Here is a 21,294-nt window from a genome sequence, read left to right as displayed (position 1 = left end):
CTTCACGCAAGGCAGGAGCGAACCCATGCAGCCTGACCTGCTCGATTTACACGTTTTACACCACTTCCGAACCCGTTCTCCGCTGACCCACTGTATGACGAATGACGTCGTACAGACCTTTACGGCCAACGTTTTGCTGGCACTGGGCGCATCTCCGGCGATGGTGATCGAGGCCGAAGAGGCCGAGCAGTTTGCCGCGATAGCCGATGCGCTGCTGGTTAACGTTGGCACGCTGACCGCGCTGCGCGCCCAGTCGATGCGTCGTGCGATTGAAAGTGCGGTAGCGGCAGGCAAACCCTGGACGCTGGACCCGGTTGCCGTGGGTGCCCTGGCGTTCCGCACCCGGTTTTGCCATCAAATCCTTGCCCTGAAACCGGCCGCCATTCGCGGCAATGCTTCCGAAATCCTTGCCCTCGCCGGGATGAGCGCGGGCGGGCGCGGCGTCGATACGACCGATACCGCCGCCAGCGCGGTGCCTGCTGCCCAGGCGCTGGCACGGCAGATCAATACGATTGTGGTGGTCACCGGCGAGGTAGACTACATCACGGACGGGCAACGCACCCGAACGGTTACCGGCGGTGACCCGCTGATGACGCGCGTGGTGGGCACCGGGTGCGCGCTCTCTGCCGTTGTGGCGGCGAGCTGCTCGCTGCCGGGTGACCGGCTGGATAACATCGCCGCCGCCTGCGGATGGATGAAGCGGGCCGGAACGGTGGCCGTTGCGCACTCGCGCGGCCCGGGCAGTTTTGCCAGCGCGTTCCTCGACGCGCTCTATACGCTGGAGGAGCAGTCATGAAGCGGATTAACGCCCTGACCATTGCCGGCACCGATCCCAGCGGCGGCGCGGGTATCCAGGCAGACCTGAAAACCTTCTCGGCGTTGGGCGCGTACGGCTGCTCGGTCATCACCGCGCTGGTGGCGCAAAACACGTGCGGCGTGCAGTCGGTCTACCGCATCGAGCCAGATTTTGTTGCCGCGCAGCTGGATTCGGTGTTCAGCGACGTGCGTATTGATACCACCAAGATCGGCATGCTGGCCGAAACGGACATTGTGGAAGCGGTGGCCGAACGGCTTAAGCGCTATCAGGTGCAAAACGTGGTGCTGGATACCGTCATGCTGGCAAAAAGCGGCGATCCGCTGCTCTCCGCCTCCGCCGTCGAGACGCTGCGCAATAAGCTGCTGCCGCAGGCAGCGCTCATCACGCCCAATCTTCCGGAAGCCGCCGCGCTGCTGGGCGCGCCGCACGCGCAAACTGAACGGGAAATGAAAGAGCAGGGCAATGCGCTGCTGGCGATGGGCTGCGGGGCGGTGCTGATGAAGGGCGGGCATCTTGATGATCCGGAAAGTCCGGACTGGCTCTTTACCCGCGACGGCGAAGTACGCTTTACCGCGCCGCGCGTGCAGACCAAAAATACCCACGGCACGGGCTGTACGCTCTCGGCCGCACTGGCGGCGCTGCGCCCACGTCATGAAAGCTGGGCCGATACGGTTAGCGAAGCAAAAGCCTGGCTCTCGGCGGCACTGGCAAAAGCCGATACTCTGGAAGTCGGTCACGGTATTGGGCCGGTACACCATTTTCATGCATGGTGGTAAGCCAGTATACTGGCAGAATACATCACGCCTGAGAAAACAGAGATGGAACAAGCGCATACCCGGTTAATCGCTCAACTGAATGAACGGATCGCCGCGCCCGATAACACGCCGCTGTACCTGAAGTTTGCCGAAACGGTAAAAAACGCGGTGCGCAGCGGGGTGCTGGAGCACGGGAATATTTTGCCCGGCGAGCGCGATCTGAGCCAGTTGACCGGGGTGTCGCGCATTACCGTGCGTAAAGCGATGCAGGCGCTGGAAGAAGAGGGCGTGGTGACGCGCGCCCGTGGCTATGGCACGCAAATCAACAATATCTTCGAATATTCGCTTAAAGAGGCGCGCGGTTTTTCCCAGCAGGTGGTGCTGCGCGGCAAGAAGCCGAATACGCTCTGGGTCAACAAGCGGGTGGTGAAGTGTCCGGAAGAGGTGGCCAACCACCTGTCGATCTCCCCGGACAGCGAGGTCTTTTTGCTCAAGCGCATTCGCTATGTCGATGACGATGCGGTGTCGATTGAAGAGTCCTGGGTCCCCGTCGGGTTAATTCCCGACCCGGATGCGATTGGCATTTCGCTCTATGACTACTTCCGCAGTCAGAATATCTACCCGCAGCGCACCCGCTCAAGGGTGAGCGCCCGCATGCCCGACAGCGAGTTTCAGGCGCACATTAAGATGGACGAAAAAATACCGGTGCTGGTGATCAAGCAGGTCGCACTTGACCAGCAGCATCGGCCGATTGAGTACAGCATCAGCTACTGTCGCAGCGATCTATACGTCTTTGTGTGCGAGGAGTAGTGCCTCGCGCGTCGGGGCGCAATCCCCGCCGCGGTGGCTGACCACCCATGACGCCACGGCATTCCCCAGCAGAACGGCATCTGCCAGTGACCAACCCGCAGCCAGCCCGGCCAGCGTGCCGCCCGCGTGGCTGTCGCCTGCACCAATGGTATCCACAACCGTAGCCGGAAACGCCGGAACAACGCCCGAGGCGTCACCGTCATACCACGTAGCACCGTCTTTATCATGGCGCACAATCAGCGCGGCGCCAAAGCGCTGCTGCCACACTTCACCCAGGTTTTCAGCCTCCACACCCAGTCTTTCAGCCGCGAGTTCCGCTTCCTGACGATTGAGCGACACAATTGGCCTGCAGGCCATGATTCTCTCCATCAGCGCATCAGGAACATCCGCGATGCGTGGGCCGAAATCGATAAAGGCCGTCACGTCCTGTAATCCCTCCAGCCAGCCTGTCAGCAGCTCGCCGCACGGCGCGGCCAGCTGGTAGCCGGAGAGATAAACCAGGCTGTTTTGCGGAACGTGAAGCGCATCCAGCCAGCGCTGCTGCCACTGGTTTTCCACGCCGCTAAAGGACATAAAGGTGCGCTCGCCGTCAGGCTCTACCAGCGCCAGGCACCAGCCGTTGTCGCCGGTTTCAGCCTCTACGGCGCTGTGCAGATCCTGCTGCGCCATGGCGTTGCGGATAATATCCGCCCATACGCCATGGCCGACGGGAAGGGCATTTTGCGCGGCGATCCCGAGGCGTTTCAGGGCGATGGCAATGTTCAGCGCGCAGCCGCCAATATTTACGCCCTGCTGCTTAAGTTCGATATCGCACCCGCGCCAGGGCAGGGCGTAGGCGTCGGCGATGACGTCAATCACCGCGGCGCCCAGCACCGTCACCGGGCGCGTGGCGTGCAGATTTTCGAGACGTTGGGCAAATGCCTTCATACGCCCTCCCTTTGCTCCCTGAAGCGCAGCAGTTTCTCGCAATAATGGCCGAAGTTGAGCTGGTTGACGGCGTCGAGTTCAGCTTTGAGCGCCGGATCAATCGCCTGCACGCCGTGGAGCGCGCCGCAGATGGCCGTCGCCATGGCGCCAATAGTGTCCGTATCACCGCCCAGATTGGCGCATAAGATGGCGCAGCGGTTCGGGTCGGTTCCTGCCAGTTCCACCATCGCAATGGCCGCCGGAACGGACTCAATGGTGCTGGTTCCCGCGCCAATCAGCTGATAAACCTGCTCGCTGGCGGACTCAATACCGTTGGCTTCCCGTACGGTCTTAAGCGCCAGCTCAATACGTGCCGCCAGCGACGCGCTGAAGGTGGTGGTTTTCATCTCCTGCGCATAGCGGGCGATCCCCGGCAGGGCATCAACGATGTTCTGCCAGCTTTCGCCGTCGATGGCGCGGGAAACCGCCCAGGCCATCACCACCGCGCCGGCAATCGCGAGGTCCGATTTATGGGTCGGGCTGGAGGCCTGCGCCACCTGTTCAACAAAGTGTTCCAGCCGCGTCGCCGGGAGCAAGCAGCCCAGCGGGGAGGCGCGCATCGCCGCCCCGTTCGTCACGCCGTTGTTCTCCAGCTCGCTGACCGGCTTCCCGTCACGAATCGCATTAAGCGCGATTTTGGAGGTCGGGCCGAGCACGTTCTTGTTGAACGCGTCGAAATCAAGCGCCCAGTTCAGGATATGCTTGCCGATAACGTCCGCATTAATTTCCCCGTCGCACTCGATAATCGCATCGGCCAGGCACAGCGCCATTGAGGTATCGTCGGTGAACTCTGCCTGCCTGAAATAGCAGGCCGCGTTATTTTCTGCCGGGCCGGGTAAAAAGCGGTCGATCCAGCCGAAGTGCGCCTTGACGCGCTTTCTCGGCCACAGTTCCGACGGCATGCCCATCGCATCCCCTAATGCCTGCCCGTAAAGGGCACCGAGAATACGTTCTTGTTTCATTTAACTTCCCCTTGTGTCAGCGCGGCATCGCCATCAACCACCGCAATTGCAGCGATCTCTTTGTCCGATTCGCGGAAAAACAGCATAAACAGCACGGCAATCACGGCAATCATGATTGCGCCAAATGTCCACATTCCGGCCCAGTTGAAGGTCAGCCCCTTCACCGGCTCTTTGTAGGCGAACATTTTTTCCATCATCACGCCGCCCAGGCGGTAACCCAGCAGGCTACCAAAGCCCTGACAGCAGAGCGTAATCAGGCCCTGCGCGGCGGTGCGCATATGCACCGGCGCTTTTTTATCCACGTAGATATACGCGGTGACGTAGTAGAAGTCGTAGCTCACGCCGTGCAGCAGAATGCCGAGGAACAGCAGGGCGTAGGTGAAGTACTGTTCCGCACCGCCGTAAACGAAGAACCCGTAGCGGATGGCGGCGGTAATCAGACCCAGCAGCAAGACCTTCTTAATACCAAAGCGTTTGGTAAAGAACGGCAGCGCCAGCATAAAGAAGATTTCAGAGAACTGGCCGAGCGTCATCCAGCCGGTGGCGTTTTTCATCCCCACTTCAGTGAGATAGCCGTTGGCGAAAATGTAGTAGAAGGCCAGCGGCATGGCGAACAGGAACGAGCAGAAGAAGAACACGAGGAAGTTTCTGTCGCGCAGCAGGATCAGCGCGTCCAGCCCCAGCATCACTTTGAAGTCCAGCTTGCCGGTACTTTTCGGCGGTGTGTTCGGCAGGAAGAGGGCAAACACGCCGAGCAGGGCGGAGCTGGCGGCGGTCATCAGCAGGGGAATATTGGTATCGGAGATATCGCTATAGCCCAGCATCTGCGGCAGGAAGCCGCACGCCAGCCCGGAGGCGATCCAGCCGATCGTACCCATCACGCGGATGCGCGGGAAGTCGGCCTCGACGTCGTCCACGTTGGCGAAGGCAATACTGTTGGTCAGCGCGATGGTGGGCATATAGGTCAGGGAGTAAACCAGCAGCAGCGGGAAGAAGGTGCTGAACTGGGTTTGTTGTGCCGCAAAGTACATCAGAATCGCGCCGGCAAACATCAGCACCGCCAGCACTTTCTGCGCGGCGAAGAAGCGGTCGGTCAGCGAGCCGACCAGAATTGGGGAGAGGATGGCGGCAATGGCGGTACAGGCATAAGACCAGCCGATTTCCCCGGCGGTAAAACCGCTTTTGCTCAGCCACAGCCACAGCGGCACAAACCACGCGCCCCAGATAAACCATTCAACAAACATCATGAATGACAGTTGGACTTTCGTTTTCATTTTTGAATCCTGCATGTCAGAGAGGGTACGCCTTTAACATACCATTCAATAATACCTTTTAAATACCTTTGTGGCGATTGTTTGAACAATGTAACAGTTTTGTTGTACACGAATCGAGCCAGCAGATTGTGCTGAAAAAAATTGCAAAGGGTGGAAAATCTGTTAAGTCGGTACCAGGCTTAGTCTGCCCATAAAAGATGGGACTGGATAAACGCACACCGACATGACGTCGAACTTACGGGAGTATCACATGACTGATATTGCGCAGTTGCTTGGCAAAGACGCCGACAGCCTTTTACAGCATCGTTGTATGACCATTCCAGCCGACCAGCTTTACCTGCCTGGTCATGACTACGTTGACCGCGTGATGGTCGATAACAACCGTCCGCCTGCCGTGCTAAGAAATATGCAGACGCTCTATAACACCGGGCGGCTCGGCGGCACCGGATATCTCTCTATTCTGCCGGTAGACCAGGGCGTTGAGCACTCGGCGGGCGCCTCCTTCGCGGCGAATCCGCTCTATTTCGATCCGAAGAACATTGTTGAGCTGGCGATTGAAGCGGGCTGTAACTGCGTGGCGTCCACCTACGGCGTGCTGGCCTCCGTCTCGCGTCGCTATGCCCACCGCATTCCGTTCCTCGTGAAGCTGAACCACAATGAAACCCTGAGCTACCCCACCGAATATGACCAGACGCTCTATGCCAGCGTCGCGCAGGCGTTCAATATGGGGGCGGTTGCCGTTGGGGCGACCATCTATTTCGGCTCAGAACAGTCTCGTCGTCAGATTGAAGAGATCTCTGCGGCGTTTGAGCGCGCGCACGAGCTGGGTATGGTGACCGTGCTGTGGGCGTACCTGCGCAACTCGGCGTTCAAAAAAGACGGCGTGGATTATCACGTGTCGGCTGACCTGACCGGGCAGGCGAACCACCTGGCGGCGACCATCGGCGCGGATATCGTGAAGCAGAAAATGGCCGAGAATAATGGCGGATATAAAGCAGTGAACTTTGGTTACACCGATGACCGCGTTTACAGCAAGCTGACCAGCGATAACCCGATCGACCTGGTGCGCTACCAGCTGGCGAACTGCTACATGGGCCGCGCAGGGTTGATTAACTCCGGCGGCGCGGCGGGCGGCGATACTGACCTGTCAGACGCGGTGCGTACGGCGGTTATCAACAAGCGCGCGGGCGGCATGGGGCTGATCCTGGGCCGTAAGGCGTTTAAGAAATCGATGGCTGACGGCGTGAAGCTGATCAATGCGGTTCAGGACGTCTATCTGGACAGCAAAGTCACGATTGCCTGACCTGAGGGCGAAGCGTAGGCCGGGTAAGGCGTAGCCGCCACCCGGCAATACCATCAGCGCAAAAGCACACAGTCTGGCGGCAACCGACACTGCAGCGCGCCGGGCAACACCTCAATGCGGAACTGCGTCCCGCTGAGCGGTTCCCCGTCGAGGTTAAAGGTCATACCGTGCGGGGCATTTACCTCAAACCATGCGGATTTCCCGTCAATGATATTCGGACTCTCTTCCGGCTGCGTCAGCGTGGTAAACAGCGCGGGCAGCAGGCCGTCGCCCGTGAAAATCCGCAGCTGTAGCTGACCGTCATTAATCAGCGCCTCCGGGCACAGCTGCTGCCCGCCGCCGGCCTGACGACCATTACCGATGCCAATCACCAGCGCGTCGCCCTGCCACTGGAAATCTTCGCCGCGAATTTCGCAGCGGTCAGGCTTGAGGGTATCCATGCGCATCAGACCGTGGATCAGATACGACACGCCGCCCAGCGCCGCCTTGAGTTTTTCCGGCGTTTCGCTGGTGATGCGCGTGCCGAACCCGCCGGTGGCCATATTGATAAAGCAGGTTTTGTCATTCACCTGCGCAATATCTACCGCGGTCGCTTTACCGAGGATCGCCAGCTGAAGCGCTTTCTCTAACGCCTCGGGGATCCCGGCGCTGGTGGCAAAATCATTGGCGGTGCCGAGCGGTAAAATGCCCATCACCGGGCGGTCTGCCGGGGGCAGGTCGATCAGCGCTGACGCGATCTCATTGATGGTGCCATCGCCGCCGCCGGAAATGATGGTCTCAACGCCAAGCCCGAGGGCTTCATTGATATAGCGTGCCGCGTCGCCTTTTTCCCATGTTACTCTTACGTGGATGCGCGCGCCGTCGTCACGCAAACCCTGAATGGCCTGACGCAGCAGATCGTTGCCCGCACTTTTGCCGTTGAGAATCAATAAACTGTCTGGATAGGTTGCCATCCTCGCTGCTCCCTTTTTTAGCGTTAGTAAGAGTGTATAGCAGAGAGGAAAAAAGCGGGTAAGAACAGGATGAAAGGAACAAAACAGGCACAAAAGCGCGTTACACTTCAGCGATGAGATTAATGTAATCACAGGAAAGTGATGATGAATAAAATTTTGGTAAGCGCGTGCCTGATGGGCTTCAGGGTCCGTTATAACGGAAGTGAAAAAGCGCGAATGAACGAGCAACTCGCTCGCTGGCAACAGGAACAACGTTTGGTTATCCACTGCCCTGAATTGGCTGCCGGGCTGCCTGTACCGCGTCCTCCGGCAGAGATTATATTCGCTGATGGCAAAGACGTGATGCACGGGCAAGCCAGAATTATGGAAAATACCGGGCAGGATGTGACCGCACATTATCAGCTTGCAGCCTGGCTCGCGCTACGCGCTGCTCAGGCGTCGGGGTGTAGCGCTGCATTGTTAACCGATGGAAGTCCAACGTGCGGCAGTGAGTTTATTTATGACGGATCGTTTCGCGGTATACGGAAAGCGGGGAGGGGGGTTGCTGCGTCGTTGCTCGCTGAGAATGGGATCGCCGTGTTTTCAGAGAAGCAAATCGACGAACTCATTGCCTGGGTTGAGGAGAGAGAAGGCAAAAAATAAGCCCGCGTAAGGGAGATTACGCAGGCTAAGGAGGTGGTTCCTGGTACAGCTAGCATTTATGGGTTATGTTTTTCAGCGGGGGGATAATACCCGTATTGAACGAAGCGGTATGTGATCCGATTCTAAGAATTATCCCAGCGCGAAAAAATTTCCCTGATTAACTATTTGCCGTGTGGGTTTCGGGTGCTTTCACCGTTGAAGTTACGCATCAGCAGCGCGAACTTCAGCTCCACCTCTTCCGGAACCGGCAGCCAGACGGTATGGCCGTCACCCGGCGCCACGTCAATCGCTTCGCCTTTGCCGTTTTCCAGATGCTCCAGCGTAAAGTTCATGTTGCCCTGCGGGGTCATCAGCTCCAGGCTGTCGCCTTTGGTGAATTTGTTTTTCACCGCCACGGCCGCCAGCGCGCCTTTGCGCTCGCCGGTGAAGTCGCCGACAAACTGCTGGCGCTCGGAAACGGAGTAGCCGTGCTCGTAGTTCTGGTAGTCGTCATGGGTATGACGACGCAGGAAGCCCTCGGTATAGCCGCGGTGCGCCAGGCCTTCCAGAGTTTCCAGCAGGCTGGTATCGAACGGTTTACCGGCAGCCGCATCGTCGATGGCTTTACGGTACACCTGCGCGGTACGCGCGCAGTAGTAATAGGATTTGGTGCGCCCTTCAATCTTCAGGGAGTGCACGCCCATCTGGGTCAGGCGCTCGACGTGGGCGATGGCGCGCAGATCCTTCGAGTTCATGATGTAGGTGCCGTGCTCGTCTTCAAAGGCGGTCATGTACTCGCCCGGACGTTTGGCTTCTTCAATCATAAACACGCTGTCGGTTGGCGCGCCGATGCCCAGCGTTGGCTCGACGTTAGTCACCGGGATCGGCTCATGCTTGTGGACGATGTTGCCGATGTCGTCCTCTTTGCCTTCCTGGACGTTATATTCCCAGCGGCAGGCGTTGGTGCAGGTGCCCTGGTTCGGGTCGCGCTTGTTGATGTAGCCAGAAAGCAGGCAGCGGCCGGAATAGGCCATGCACAGCGCGCCGTGAACGAAGATTTCAATTTCCATATCCGGCACCTGGGTGCGGATCTCTTCGATCTCTTCCAGCGAAAGCTCGCGGGACAGGATGACGCGGGTCAGCCCCATCTGCTTCCAGAACTTCACCGTCGCCCAGTTGACGGCGTTAGCCTGTACGGAGAGGTGGATATCCATCTCCGGGAAGTTCTCCCGAACCAGCATGATTAAACCCGGGTCCGACATGATCAGCGCGTCCGGCCCCATATCCACCACCGGCTTCAGGTCACGGATGAACGTTTTCAGCTTGGCGTTGTGCGGCGCGATGTTGACCACCACGTAGAATTTTTTACCCAGAGCATGCGCTTCGTTGATGCCGAGCTGCAGGTTCTCGTGGTTGAATTCGTTATTACGCACGCGCAGCGAGTAGCGCGGCTGGCCCGCATACACGGCGTCGGCGCCATAGGCGAAAGCGTAACGCATATTTTGCAGCGTTCCCGCCGGGGAAAGGAGTTCCGGTTTAAACATGTTTGTTCTCGTTCTGATGACAGGTCAGATCCGCGTGCACCTGGTGCAGCGGTAAGGGGAGATCCCCCACATTAAGGGCGGGCATTGTAGCGCTGCGGGGCAGGGAGGTAAAGTTATTGTGCCGGGTGGCGGTTTCGCCTTACCCGGCCTGGATTGACCAGCGGCTAACTAGGCAATCCTGCACGCATCCGCTTCCCAGCGATACCCCACGCCATACACCGCGCGGATAAACGACTGTTCGGCGTCCAGCGCCTCCAGCTTGCGGCGCAGGTTTTTAATGTGGCTGTCGATGGTGCGGTCGGTCACCACGCGGTAATCGTCATACAGATGGTTCAGCAGCTGTTCGCGGGAGAAGACTTTTCCCGGCTCGTGGGAGAGGGTTTTCAGCAGGCGGAACTCCGCAGGCGTCAGGTCCAGCAGCTTGCCGCGCCAGCTCGCCTGGAAGCGGCTTTCATCCACAATCAGCGGACTTTCGGCGTCCAGCACCTGAAGCTCGCGCTGCGGCCTGCAGCGGCGCAGAATGGTTTTCACGCGGGCGACCACTTCACGCGGGCTGTAGGGTTTGCAGATATAATCGTCCGCGCCGATTTCGAGCCCCAGCAGGCGGTCAATCTCTTCAATTTTGGCGGTGACCATGACGATCGGCACGTCGGAGAAGCGACGAATTTCCCGGCACAGGGTCAATCCATCAACCCCTGGCAGCATTAAATCCAGCAGGATCAGGTCCGGCGGGGTCTGGCGCACGTAGGGCAGCACCTGGTCGCCGTGGCCGATCAGTGACGGGGCATAGCTGGCTGCGCGTAAATAGTCGATCAGCAGCTGTCCCAGCTTGGGTTCGTCTTCGACGATCAAAATGCGCGGCGTGTTTTCGTCAATCGGTAACTCGGTCATACTTCTCTCGATAAATCCCGTTCCAGAGGTAACTCTACTGTAATGCTAACCCCGCCAAAAGGCGAATGGGCGGCGCGGATCGTGCCATTATGCGCCTCGACGATGTTAACGCAAATCGCCAGCCCCAGGCCGGAACCGCCGCTGGCGCGGTTGCGGGAGCCTTCGGTGCGGTAAAAGCGCTCGAACAGTTTTTCCAGCTGCGCGTCCTGCACGCCGGGGGCGGAATCGGCGAAGGTGAGGGCGAAGCGCCCGTTGTCCTGCCTGCCGGAGATATGCAGCCCGCCACCGCTGTCGGTGTAGCGCAGGCTGTTTTCTAGCAGGTTGTTGAACAGCTGCATCAGCCGATCTTTGTCGCCAAACACCACCGCGCTGTCCGGCAGGGAAAGGTCGATTTTCAGGTTGCGGCTGGCAAAGCGTTCGCGGAAGGCGCCGCTCGCTACTTCCAGCACGTTAATGACGTCTACGGGCGCCTTCTGGTAGGCCAGCGCGCCTTCGTCGGACATGGAGAGCTGGTGGAGATCGTCCACCAGCTTGGTGAGCGTGCCCACCTCCGCCTGCAGGGAAGCCACCGATTCCGGCGTAAACTGGCGCACGCCGTCCTGAATGGCCTCCAGTTCGCCGCGCAGCACCGCCAGCGGGGTGCGCAGCTCGTGAGAAATATCGGCCATAAAGTCGCGGCGCATCTGCTGGTTCTTCTCCAGTGTGCTGGCGAGCTGGTTAAAGTCCTGCGCCAGCTTGCCCAGTTCGTCCTGGCTGCGGGTATCGACGCGGGTGGTGAAATCCCCGGCGGCCAGCTTGTGCGTGCCCTCCACCAGGCGTTTCACCGGGGCGAGCAGGCCGCGCGCGAGCGGGAAGGTGGCGAGCGCGGCGAGCAGCGTGGAGAGGGCGACAATCAGCCAGCTGGTCCGGCGCTGCTGGCGGTCAAAGTTGATGTCGGTGTTGCGCGTCAGGCGCTCCACCGGCGAGGCGATAACCCAGCCGACGGTCGCGTTATTCACTTTAATCGCCCGCCGGGTGCCGTCCGGCGGTATCGGCGCGCGCGGGCCAACCAGGGGGCGCATGTCCTGGTCGATCACCCAGAACTGGGTGCGCCAGCCGTGCGGCGGCATGCCCGGGCCCGGACGGTCGTCACCGGTATCGTGCTCCAGCGAGCGCAGGATCTGGAAAATAAAGCGGTCGTTATTGCGCAGAAAACGCCAGTTGCCGTGCTGGGCGTACTGTTCACTCAGCGCATCGCTTAAGCCCTGCAAACGCTGCTCATTGCCATGCTTGATGTAATCAATAAAGCCGCGCTCAAAGCTGATGCGCACCGCCCAGTGCATGGTGATCAGCAAAACGATACAGGTGGCAAAAATCGCCAGAAAGAGCTTGCCGGTAATACCCGGACGCCAGAATTTCATGAGCCACTCCTTTTGCCGCGCCTAATCACGACGTTCTTGCTGGTATCATCCGGCACGCGGGCGAAGATGAACGCGGGCAGGGCGATGATGACCGCCATGCTGAGGTAGGTATACATAAAGACCTGATGCGCCACCGGCGTGTCGACGCTGAGATGGTGCTGGCCGTACATGCCGAGCAGCAACCCCGCGATCGTCACGCCCACGCTCATGGAGAGCTGCATAATCATCGACAGCAGGCTGTTGCCGCTGCTCGCCAGATCGTCCGGCAGGTCCTTCAGCGTCAGGGTATTCATCGACGAGAAGCGCATGGAGTTGATGATCCCCTGGCAAAACAGCACCAGCGGCAGGACGTAGTACCAGCCCATCAGCGCCACGGCCATAAACAGCAGGCTGACCAGCGCCAGCCCCAGCGTGGCGGCCACCAGCACGTGTCGATAGCCAAAGCGGTTCACCACCTGCACCACAATGCGCTTCATTCCCATGCTGCCGAGCACCATCGGGATCATCATCAGGCCCGCGTGGAATGGCGAAAAGCCCATGCCAATTTGCAGAAAAACGGGCGTCATAAACGGCAGCATGCCGCTGCCGACGCGTCCGGCAAAGCTGCCGAACAGCCCGAGACGGTAGGTAGGGTTTTTAAACAAGTTCAGGCTGAACAGCGCCTGGTCATTGCCGCGAGCATGCCACAAATACCCTGCAATGGTGGAAATGCCAATAACCACCAGCAACCCGAGCATCAGGGTGGAAATCCCCAGCCCCTTTTGCCCGTCGAGTGCCAGGGTAAGCGTGGCCATGCCCGCCGCCAGCAGAATAAAGCCGAAGAAATCAAAGCGCCGGGTCTGCATTTTGTAGTTCGGCATCAGCATCAGGGTGGCGATGGCGCCGATGATGCCAACAGGAAGATTGATTAAGAAGATCCAGTGCCAGGAGGCGTACTCCACCAACATACCGCCCAGCGCAGGCCCAAGCAGCGGCCCCACCTGACCGGGCAGGGTGACAAAGGTCATCGCCGCCATGTACTGCTCGCGCGGCACAATCTTCATCACCGTTAGTCGCCCGACGGGCACCATCATCGCCCCGCCGATGCCCTGCAGCACGCGCGCCATGACCAGCTGGTCGAGGGTGTTGGCCTGCGCGCAAAATAGCGAGCCGGAGGTAAACAGCACGATGGCGGTAAAGAAGATATTCCGCACGCCGACCTTATCGGCCAGCCAGCCGCTGGCGGGCAGCATCACGGCAACCGTCAGCACGTAGGAGACAATCACCATGTGCATATGCAGCGGGCTCTCCCCGAGGCTTTTCGCCATGGAGGGGAGGGCGGTGTTGACGATGGTCGTATCCAGCGACTGCATAAAGAAGCCGAAGGCGACTATCCATAATTGCCAGCGAACGTTGCTGGGAAGCTCTGTCATTTATCCGGTCACCGTAGTTCTGTTTTTACGCGAAAAGCGCAGCCGCAGGCGGTCGAAGAACAGATAGACCACCGGCGTGGTGTACAGCGTCAGCAGCTGGCTCATCACCAGGCCACCGACAATGGTGATCCCCAGCGGCTGGCGCAGCTCTGAGCCGTCGCCGCCCGAGATCACCAGCGGCAGCGCGCCAAACAGCGCCGCCAGAGTGGTCATCATGATCGGACGGAAGCGCAGCAGGCAGGCCTGGAAGATGGCCTCTTCCGGCGAGAGGTTGCCGTTGCGCTGGGCGTCCAGCGCGAAGTCCACCATCATGATGGCGTTTTTCTTCACGATGCCGATCAATAGCATGATCCCGATGAGTGCGATAAGGCTGAACGGCGCGCCGAACAGCTCCAGCGCCAGCAGTGCCCCCACGCCCGCCGACGGCAGCGTGGAGAGGATGGTCAGCGGGTGCACGTAGCTCTCATACAGCACGCCCAGCACAATATAGACCGTGGCGATGGCGGCCAGAATTAAAATCACCTGCGAGTTCATCGTCTCCTGGAATACCTGCGCGGTCCCGGCGAAGCTGCCGCGCACGGTGGACGGTACGCCAAGCTGGGTCATCGCGCGGTTGATCGCGTCGCTGGCCTCAGACAGTGACGAACCGGCGGGCAGGTTAAAGGAGATGGTCGACGCCGCCGACAGCCCCTGATGGTTCACCGACAGCGGCGCGTTGGCAGGCTGCCAGCTTGCGAAGTAGGAGAGCGGAATCGCCTTGCCGTCGTTGTTAATCACAAACATTTTGTCCAGGGCGCTGATGTCCTGGGTGTAGCGCGGGTCAACCTCCATCACCACCTTGTACTGGTTCATCGGCTGGTAGATGGTGGAGATCTCGCGCTGGCCGAAGGCGTTGTTCAGCAGGCTGTTGGCGGCTTCAACGTTAATGCCCAGCCGCGACATGGTTTCGCGGTCGTAGGTCAGGGCCATCTCGGCGCCGTTGTCCTGCTGATCGGAGTTCACGTCCGCCAGTTGGGGCAGGGCGGCCAGCGCCTTGCGGATCTTCGGCTCCCACTCGCGCAGGGCGGCTAAATCATCCGAGAGTAACGTGTACTGATAGCTGGCGTTCGCCTGTCGCCCGCCGACGCGGATATCCTGAACGGCCATCAAAAACAGGTTGGCTCCGGGCTCTTTGGCGAGCTTCACCCGCAGGCGGTCAATCACCTGCTGGGCGGTTTCGTTGCGCTCGCCGCGCGGTTTCAGGGTAATAAACATCATCCCGCTGTTGACGCGCGACCCGCCGGTAAAGCCAGTGACGTTATCCACGGATTTGTCTTCCCGAATGATCTTCATAAAGTCCTGCAGCTTGCCGCGCATCGCCTGGAAGGAAATGCTCTGGTCCGCCTGAATGCCGCCCATCAGCACGCCGGTATCCTGCTCCGGGAAAAAGGTTTTCGGGATGGAAATATACAGCCACACGTTGAGCACGATGGTGCCGATCAGCACCAGGCCGACCAGCCTTGTGTGGTTCAGCACCCACTTCAGCGATTTGCCGTAGCCCTCCTGCATTGCCATCAGCACGCGGCCAAAGCCTTTGCGGCGCGGCTGCGAGTGCGGCTTGCTGCGCTTGAGCATCCAGCCGCACATCATTGGCGTGAGCGTCAGCGAGATAATCAGCGAGATGCCGATAGCCACCGAAAGGGTGACGGCAAATTCGCGCAGCAGCCTGCCCGGCAGCCCGCCCATCAGCAGCAGCGGCAGAAAGACCGCCACCAGCGACAGGCTCATGGAGAGCACCGTAAAGCCCACCTCGCGCGTGCCCTGCAGCGCGGCCTGCAGCGGTTTCACGCCCGCTTCCAGATGGCGGGAAATGTTTTCCAGCACCACGATGGCGTCATCCACCACGAAGCCGGTGGCAATCGTCAGGGCCATCAGCGACAGGTTGTTGAGGCTAAACCCGCACAGATACATGGCGGCAAAGGTGCCGATCAGCGAGACCGGCACGGCCACCGCCGGGATCAGCGTCGCGCGGCCGGATCGCAGGAACAGGAACACCACCAGGATCACCAGCGCGACGGAAATCACCAGCGTTTGCTCCACCTCTTCCAGCGAGGCGCGAATGGTCGGGGAGCGATCCTGGGCAATTTGCAGATCGATTGCTGCCGGGATGGTCTCCTGCAGCTCCGGGAGACGGGCGCGAATGCTGTTCACTGTCTCGATAATGTTCGCTTCCGGCAGCTTGCGGATCATCAGCAGAATCGCCGGCTTGGCGTTGGTCATCCCGGCGTTGCGTACGTCCTGCACCGAGTCGGTGACGCTGGCCACGTCGCTTAAGCGCACCGCCGCACCGTTGTTGTAGTGAATAATGAGCGGCTGATATTCCGCCGCGGTTTTCAGCTCGTCGTTGGTGTGGATCTGCCAGCGGTGGCTGTTGTCCTCTATCGCCCCCTGCGGTTTGCGCACGTTGGCGTTGCTGATGGCGGAGCGCACGTCGTCCAGCGACACGCCCTGGTTGAACAGCGCCTGCGGGTTTAACCCCACGCGCACCGCGGGCAGGGAACTCCCGCCGACGCTCACGTCCCCGACGCCGTTAATTTGAGAGATGGTCTGCGCCAGCTGGGTAGACGCAAAATCGTACAGCTGCCCCTGCGAGTACGTATCCGAGGTCAGCGTCAGGATCATGATCGGCGCGTCGGACGGATTGGCCTTGCGGTAGGTCGGACGGCTCGGCATCCCGCTCGGCAGCAGGCTCTGTGCGGCGTTAATGGCCGCCTGCACGTCGCGCGCCGCGCCGTTGATATCCCGGTCGAAGCTGAATTCCAGAATAATGCGCGTGCTGCCCAGCGAGCTGCTGGAGGTCATCTCGTTGACCCCCGCAATCCGCCCGAGCGAACGCTCCAGCGGGGTGGCAACCGACGAGGCCATGGTTTCCGGCGAGGCGCCCGGCAGCGAGGCGCTGACCATGATCACCGGGAAATCCACCTGCGGCAGGGGGGCCACCGGCAGCAGCCGGAAGCCCAGCACGCCGCAGAGGGTAATGGCGAGCGAGATTAAAATCGTCGCCACCGGGCGATAAATGAAGAGGGCGAAAAACTTCACTTATGCCTCCTCTTCACGTTTCGGGAAGCGGCTTTTGGTCCACAGCGCCAGGCGGTCAAACAGCAGGTAGATCACCGGCGTGGTGAACAGCGTCAGCACCTGGCTCACCAGCAGACCGCCGACCATGCCGATACCCAGCGGACGGCGCAGCTCCGCGCCGACGCCCGTGCTGAGCATCAGCGGCAGCGCGCCCAGCAGGGCGGCCAGCGTGGTCATCAGGATGGGGCGAAAACGCAGCAGGCAGGCCTGGAAAATCGCATCGCGTGGCGACATGCCCTGCTCGCGCTCGGCGGCCAGGGCGAAGTCGATCATCATGATGGCGTTTTTCTTCACGATCCCGATGAGCAGGATGATACCGATGATGGCAATCACGTCCAGCTCGCTGCCCGCCAGCATTAATGCCAGCAGTGCCCCCACGCCCGCCGTCGGCAGGGTAGAGAGGATGGTGATCGGGTGGATAAAGCTTTCGTACAGCACGCCGAGCACGATGTACATCGCCACGACCGCCGCCACGATCAGCCAGATGGTGTTGCCCAGCGCGGCCTGGAACGCCAGGGTGCTGCCCTGGAACTGGGTCTGAATATCAGCCGGGAAGCTTACCGCTTTTTCCGCCGCCTGAATGGCCTCCACCGCTTCACCCAGAGAGTAATTGTCCGGCACGTTAAAGGAGATGGTGGTGGACGGGAACTGATCCAGATGGTTAATCGACAGCGGGGTATAGCGTTCTTCCACCGTGGCAATCGCGCTCAGCGGCACAATGCCGCCGTCTTTGCTGGTCAGGCGCACCGAGTCCAGCCCCGCCAGGCCGGGCGTGTTCTCCGTGTTGTGCTCCAGCACCACGCGATACTGGTTCGCCTGGGTGTAGATGGTGGAGATCAGACGCTGACCGAAGGCGTTGTACAGGGCGTTATCCACGTCCGCCATGGTGATGCCCAGACGGCTGGCGGCGTCGCGGTTGACGTTCACATACGCCGCCAGCCCTTTGTCCTGCCAGTCGCTGCTGACGTCGGCGAGCTGCGGCAGGGTGTTAAGCTTGTCCACCAGCTGCGGCACCCAGGTGCTGAGCGCGTCCAGCGAGGTGGCCTGCAGCGTGAACTGGTACTGCGTGCGGCTGACCTGGGTATCGATGGTCAAATCCTGAATCGGCTGCAGGTAAAGCTCAACGCCCGGCACGCGGGCCACGGCGTTTTGCAGCCGCTCAATGACGGCGTTGACGCGATCGTCGCGCTCATCCAGCGGCTTAAGGTTGATCTGTAGACGCGCGCTATTCAGCGACGGATTGGTGCCGTCGACGCCCACGTAAGCGGTCAGGCTCTCTACCGCCGGATCCTTCATGATGATGTCAGATACCTGCTGCTGGCGCTGCGCCATATTGGCAAAAGAGACCGACTGTGGGGCCTGAAGCGTGCCCTGAATAATGCCGTTGTCCTGGATCGGGAAGAAGCCTTTCGGAATGAAAATCCACAGCATCACGCTGAGCGCCAGGGTTCCCAGCGCCACGCCGAGCGTGGCCCACGGGTGGTTAAGGACTTTCGCCAGCACGCGACCGTAGGCGGCAATAATGCGCTCGAACATGCGCTCGGAGGCGCGCGAGAAGCGGTTTTGCTTGCGCAGGGACTCATGGCTCAGCATGCGGGCGCACATCATCGGCGTCAGGGTCAGCGACACCACGGCGGAGATCAGAATGGCGACCGCCAGCGTCACGGCAAACTCGCGGAACAGACGCCCGACGATATCGCCCATAAACAGCAGCGGGATCAGCACCGCAATCAGCGAGAAGGTCAGCGAGATAATGGTAAAGCCGATTTCCCCTGCGCCCTTCAGCGCGGCGGCCAGCGGTTTTTCACCTTTCTCGATATAGCGCGAGATGTTCTCGATGACGACGATAGCGTCATCCACCACGAACCCGGTGGCGATGGTGAGCGCCATCAGCGTCAGGTTGTTGATCGAAAAATCGAGGAACACCATCACCGCAAAGGTGCCGACCAGCGAGAGCGGTACGGCGACGGCGGGAATAATGGTCGCCGGAACGTTGCGCAGGAACAGATAAATGATCATCACCACCAGCGCAATCGCCAGCATCAGCTCGAACTGGGTGTCGGTGACCGACGCGCGAATGTTGGTGGTACGGTCGGAAAGCACCTTCACGCTGACCGACTTCGGCAGGCTTTCGATCAGCTGCGGCAGCATGGTGCGGATGCTGTCGGCGGTTTCGATGATGTTTGCGCCCGGCTGGCGCTGCACGTTCATCACGATCGCCTGCTGCCTGTTGGCCCAGGCTCCCAGCCAGCTGTTTTCCGCGCCTTGTTCTACGGTCGCCACGTCGCCCAGACGCACCGGCGCGCCGTTCTGGTAGGCGATAATCAGCTGACGATATTCGTCGGCGGACTGCATCTGGTCGTTCGCCGAGAGCGTGACGGCGCGGGTTGGGCCGTCCAGCGAGCCCTTCGCCGAGTTGACGTTGGCATTGCTGATGGCGCTGCGGATGGTTTCGCTGGTGAGGCCCAGCGCGGCGATGGCCTGCGCGTTAAGCTTAACGCGCACCGCCGGGCGTTGTCCGCCCGCCAGGGTGACGAGGCCGACGCCGGAGACCTGAGAAATTTTCTGCGCCACGCGCGTTTCGACCATGTCTTCGACCTGGGTCATTGGCATGGCGGAGGACGTGACGGCCAGCGTCATGATCGGCGGATCCGCCGGGTTCACCTTGCTGTAGACCGGCGGGTTAGGCAGGTCTGACGGCAGCAGGTTGGTGGCGGCGTTGATGGCGGCCTGCACCTCCTGCTCGGCGACGTCCAGCGACAGCGTCAGCTGGAACTGCAGCGTCACGACGGATGCCCCGCCGGAGCTCTGGGAGGACATCTGTTTTAGCCCCGACATCTGGCCGAACTGACGCTCCAGCGGGGCGGTGATGGTGGACGTCACGACATCCGGGCTGGCGCCGGGATAGAGCGTCACCACCTGAATGGTGGGATAGTCCACCTCGGGCAGCGCCGAGACGGGCAGAAAGCGATAGCCGATAATCCCGGCGAGCAGGATCGCCACCATCAGCAGCGTGGTGGCGACAGGACGGAGGATAAACAGGCGTGACGGCCCACCTGTGGAGCCCGGCGGCAGCACCTGCATCAGGAGGTCGCTCCCTGTTTCGCCGGTTCCACCACTTCCACTTTGGCCCCTTCGGTCAGACGGTCAATGCCGTCGGTGACCACGCGGTCGCCTGCGGAAAGCCCGGCGCTGATGACCACCGTCTGGCTGTCCTGAATACCGGTTTTTACCAGGTGCTTGCTGACCTTATTGTCGCTGTTAAGCACCCAGACAAAGTTTCCTTCATTCCCCATCTGCAGCGCGGCGGTAGGGATCACCACCGCGTTTTCTTCGGTGGCGACCAGCATGCGCGCATTGACGAACTGGTTCGGGAAGAGGGCATCGTCCTGGTTATTAAAGCGCGCCTTCAGCTTGATGGTGCCGGTGGTGGTGTCGATCTGGTTATCCAGACTGAGCAGGGACCCTTCACTCAGCTTCTGCTTGTTGCTGCGGTCCCAGGCTTCCACCACCAGGCCTTTACCGGCTTTTTGCGCCTGCATGACGGTCGCGATATCGCTTTCCGGCAGGGTAAAGACTAAATCAATCGGGTGGGTCTGGGTGATCACCACGATGCCCGTGGTGTCGCCGCTGGAGATTTGGTTGCCGATATCGACCTGCTTCAGGCCGACGCGTCCGTCAATCGGCGCGGTGATGCGGCTCCAGTCCAGCTGCAGCTGGGCGCTGGCCACGGCGGCTTCGTCCGCTTTGATCGTGCCCTGCGTTTCACTGACCAGCGACTGCTGGGTATCAAGCTCCTGACGGGACACCAGGTTTGTTTTCACCAGCTGCTGGTAGCGGGCTAAATCGCGCCGGGCGTTGGCGAGGGTCGCGTTGTCTTTCGCGAGCTGTCCCTGCACCTGGGCAAGGGCGACCTTAAACTGGCTCGGGTCGATTTCCGCCAGCAGATCGCCCGCTTTGACCTGCTGACCTTCCTGGAAGTGGATCGCGATGAGCTGGCCGTCGACGCGGCTGCGCACCGTGGCGGTGTTGGCAGCGGTAATGGTCCCGAGACCGGTGAGATAGCGAGGAACGGCTCTATTCACCGCCGTCGCCGCCTGAACCGGTGCCAGCGCGCCACCGCGCATGCCGTGACGACCTCCACCCGTTGGGCGCTGGGTCTGGCTGGTGGCGCCGGCCGGTGCGGCGGTGTTCGCGGATTGACTGTGCCAGTACCAGGCGGCGGCAAGGGCCACCACAATGATGCCAGCGGCGATTGCCCAGCGGGATTTGTTACTGCCTTTCATCGTTATACGTTCTCATCCTGAATACTTCGGGGAATGATACTAGTTTAGTCAGGCAACACAGCGGAAAAATGGAGGAAATATGGAAGACTGTCGGGAATTGTCTGAGTGTTACCTATGTTCCCGGTCTGATCTGTCACCTATGTATCCGGTCATACACTTCGCTTACCCGGCCTACAAGGTAAA

General features: G+C 60.4%; 16 protein-coding genes. 5 read left to right on the top strand and 11 right to left on the bottom strand.

Features of this window, described 5'->3' with window-relative positions; genetic code table 11:
- The first annotated feature begins 25 nt into the window (after positions 1–25).
- Genes thiM through ACVCAM_RS07160 form a run of 3 tightly spaced genes read left to right on the top strand, consistent with a single transcriptional unit; the run spans position 26 to position 2,382 of the window.
- A complete protein-coding gene (gene thiM, locus ACVCAM_RS07170; RefSeq protein ID WP_348581428.1) occupies positions 26–796 on the top strand; it encodes a hydroxyethylthiazole kinase in 771 nt (256 codons plus the stop codon).
- A complete protein-coding gene (thiD, locus tag ACVCAM_RS07165) occupies positions 793–1,593 on the top strand; it encodes a bifunctional hydroxymethylpyrimidine kinase/phosphomethylpyrimidine kinase (protein ID WP_055322240.1) in 801 nt (266 codons plus the stop codon). The genes thiM and thiD overlap by 4 nt, the downstream gene beginning before the upstream one ends.
- Before the next feature lie 42 nt (positions 1,594–1,635).
- A complete protein-coding gene (locus ACVCAM_RS07160; protein WP_023344521.1) occupies positions 1,636–2,382 on the top strand; it encodes a GntR family transcriptional regulator in 747 nt (248 codons plus the stop codon).
- On the opposite strand, the gene ACVCAM_RS07155 is transcribed toward ACVCAM_RS07160, so the two are convergent.
- The 3 genes from ACVCAM_RS07155 to ACVCAM_RS07145 are packed head-to-tail and all read right to left on the bottom strand — an operon-like array spanning position 2,356 to position 5,584.
- Entirely contained in the window at positions 2,356–3,309 is a 954-nt protein-coding gene (locus ACVCAM_RS07155; RefSeq protein WP_407223510.1) for a PfkB family carbohydrate kinase, read from the bottom strand. The genes ACVCAM_RS07160 and ACVCAM_RS07155 overlap by 27 nt on opposite strands.
- Complete coding sequence (locus ACVCAM_RS07150; protein WP_348581432.1) at positions 3,306–4,310, bottom strand: ADP-ribosylglycohydrolase family protein; 1,005 nt, start codon at positions 4,308–4,310, stop codon at positions 3,306–3,308. Before ACVCAM_RS07150 ends, ACVCAM_RS07155 begins: the two co-directional genes overlap by 4 nt.
- Positions 4,307–5,584: a nucleoside permease gene (locus ACVCAM_RS07145; protein ID WP_032675182.1), complete on the bottom strand. Its 1,278-nt coding sequence runs from the start codon at positions 5,582–5,584 to the stop codon at positions 4,307–4,309. Before ACVCAM_RS07145 ends, ACVCAM_RS07150 begins: the two co-directional genes overlap by 4 nt.
- A 250-nt stretch (positions 5,585–5,834) precedes the next feature.
- Here ACVCAM_RS07145 and fbaB point away from each other — a divergent pair, with 250 nt between their 5' ends.
- Entirely contained in the window at positions 5,835–6,887 is a 1,053-nt protein-coding gene (gene fbaB, locus ACVCAM_RS07140) for a class I fructose-bisphosphate aldolase (RefSeq protein ID WP_407223509.1), read from the top strand.
- A 53-nt stretch (positions 6,888–6,940) separates the two neighbouring features.
- Here fbaB and yegS read toward each other — a convergent pair whose 3' ends face one another.
- Positions 6,941–7,840, bottom strand: a complete 900-nt coding sequence (gene yegS, locus ACVCAM_RS07135) for a lipid kinase YegS (RefSeq protein ID WP_021241471.1) — start codon at positions 7,838–7,840, stop codon at positions 6,941–6,943.
- A gap of 141 nt (positions 7,841–7,981) precedes the next feature.
- Between yegS and ACVCAM_RS07130 the strand changes: the two genes are divergently transcribed.
- Positions 7,982–8,482 carry a DUF523 domain-containing protein gene (locus ACVCAM_RS07130; RefSeq protein ID WP_348581434.1) on the top strand — a complete coding sequence of 167 codons (501 nt, stop codon included), beginning with the start codon at positions 7,982–7,984 and terminating at the stop codon, positions 8,480–8,482.
- Between the two features lie 161 nt (positions 8,483–8,643).
- Here ACVCAM_RS07130 and trhP read toward each other — a convergent pair whose 3' ends face one another.
- The 7 genes from trhP to ACVCAM_RS07095 all read right to left on the bottom strand — a co-directional run bounded on the left by trhP (position 8,644) and on the right by ACVCAM_RS07095 (position 21,111).
- The gene (gene trhP / locus ACVCAM_RS07125; protein ID WP_032652696.1) at positions 8,644–10,005 is read right to left on the bottom strand and encodes a prephenate-dependent tRNA uridine(34) hydroxylase TrhP; all 1,362 of its coding nucleotides are present in this window, start codon (positions 10,003–10,005) and stop codon (positions 8,644–8,646) included.
- Positions 10,006–10,173: 168 nt separating this feature from the next.
- Positions 10,174–10,896, bottom strand: a complete 723-nt coding sequence (gene baeR, locus ACVCAM_RS07120; RefSeq protein WP_008500865.1) for an envelope stress response regulator BaeR — start codon at positions 10,894–10,896, stop codon at positions 10,174–10,176.
- Entirely contained in the window at positions 10,893–12,296 is a 1,404-nt protein-coding gene (gene baeS / locus ACVCAM_RS07115; RefSeq protein ID WP_023325638.1) for an envelope stress sensor histidine kinase BaeS, read from the bottom strand. The genes baeR and baeS overlap by 4 nt, the downstream gene beginning before the upstream one ends.
- A complete protein-coding gene (gene mdtD, locus ACVCAM_RS07110) occupies positions 12,293–13,708 on the bottom strand; it encodes an MFS transporter (RefSeq protein WP_348581436.1) in 1,416 nt (471 codons plus the stop codon). The genes baeS and mdtD overlap by 4 nt, the downstream gene beginning before the upstream one ends.
- Positions 13,709–16,786, bottom strand: a complete 3,078-nt coding sequence (mdtC, locus tag ACVCAM_RS07105; protein WP_348581438.1) for a multidrug efflux RND transporter permease subunit MdtC — start codon at positions 16,784–16,786, stop codon at positions 13,709–13,711.
- On the bottom strand, positions 16,787–19,909 hold the full coding sequence (locus ACVCAM_RS07100) for an MdtB/MuxB family multidrug efflux RND transporter permease subunit (protein WP_407223508.1): 3,123 nt from the start codon (positions 19,907–19,909) through the stop codon (positions 16,787–16,789).
- The gene (locus ACVCAM_RS07095; protein ID WP_025913244.1) at positions 19,909–21,111 is read right to left on the bottom strand and encodes an MdtA/MuxA family multidrug efflux RND transporter periplasmic adaptor subunit; all 1,203 of its coding nucleotides are present in this window, start codon (positions 21,109–21,111) and stop codon (positions 19,909–19,911) included. Before ACVCAM_RS07095 ends, ACVCAM_RS07100 begins: the two co-directional genes overlap by 1 nt.
- Between the last annotated feature and the right edge of the window lie 183 nt (positions 21,112–21,294).

The organism is Enterobacter sp. CFEC122 (assembly GCF_052983755.1).
The sequence above is the reverse complement of the archived record's forward strand: the minus strand, read 5'-3'. Positions and strand labels throughout refer to the sequence as shown.

Bases quoted from the DNA above. Each gene is read 5' to 3' on its own strand.
- ACVCAM_RS07100 (WP_407223508.1), bottom strand. From the start codon at position 19,909: ATGCAGGTGCTGCCGCCGGGCTCCACAGGTGGGCCGTCACGCCTGTTT.
- trhP (WP_032652696.1), bottom strand. From the start codon at position 10,005: ATGTTTAAACCGGAACTCCTTTCCCCGGCGGGAACGCTGCAAAATATG.
- baeS (WP_023325638.1), bottom strand. From the start codon at position 12,296: ATGAAATTCTGGCGTCCGGGTATTACCGGCAAGCTCTTTCTGGCGATT.
- ACVCAM_RS07160 (WP_023344521.1), top strand. From the start codon at position 1,636: ATGGAACAAGCGCATACCCGGTTAATCGCTCAACTGAATGAACGGATC.
- thiM (WP_348581428.1), top strand. From the start codon at position 26: ATGCAGCCTGACCTGCTCGATTTACACGTTTTACACCACTTCCGAACC.
- ACVCAM_RS07130 (WP_348581434.1), top strand. From the start codon at position 7,982: ATGATGAATAAAATTTTGGTAAGCGCGTGCCTGATGGGCTTCAGGGTC.
- yegS (WP_021241471.1), bottom strand. From the start codon at position 7,840: ATGGCAACCTATCCAGACAGTTTATTGATTCTCAACGGCAAAAGTGCG.
- thiD (WP_055322240.1), top strand. From the start codon at position 793: ATGAAGCGGATTAACGCCCTGACCATTGCCGGCACCGATCCCAGCGGC.
- ACVCAM_RS07145 (WP_032675182.1), bottom strand. From the start codon at position 5,584: ATGAAAACGAAAGTCCAACTGTCATTCATGATGTTTGTTGAATGGTTT.
- ACVCAM_RS07155 (WP_407223510.1), bottom strand. From the start codon at position 3,309: ATGAAGGCATTTGCCCAACGTCTCGAAAATCTGCACGCCACGCGCCCG.
- baeR (WP_008500865.1), bottom strand. From the start codon at position 10,896: ATGACCGAGTTACCGATTGACGAAAACACGCCGCGCATTTTGATCGTC.
- ACVCAM_RS07095 (WP_025913244.1), bottom strand. From the start codon at position 21,111: ATGAAAGGCAGTAACAAATCCCGCTGGGCAATCGCCGCTGGCATCATT.
- ACVCAM_RS07150 (WP_348581432.1), bottom strand. From the start codon at position 4,310: ATGAAACAAGAACGTATTCTCGGTGCCCTTTACGGGCAGGCATTAGGG.
- mdtD (WP_348581436.1), bottom strand. From the start codon at position 13,708: ATGACAGAGCTTCCCAGCAACGTTCGCTGGCAATTATGGATAGTCGCC.
- fbaB (WP_407223509.1), top strand. From the start codon at position 5,835: ATGACTGATATTGCGCAGTTGCTTGGCAAAGACGCCGACAGCCTTTTA.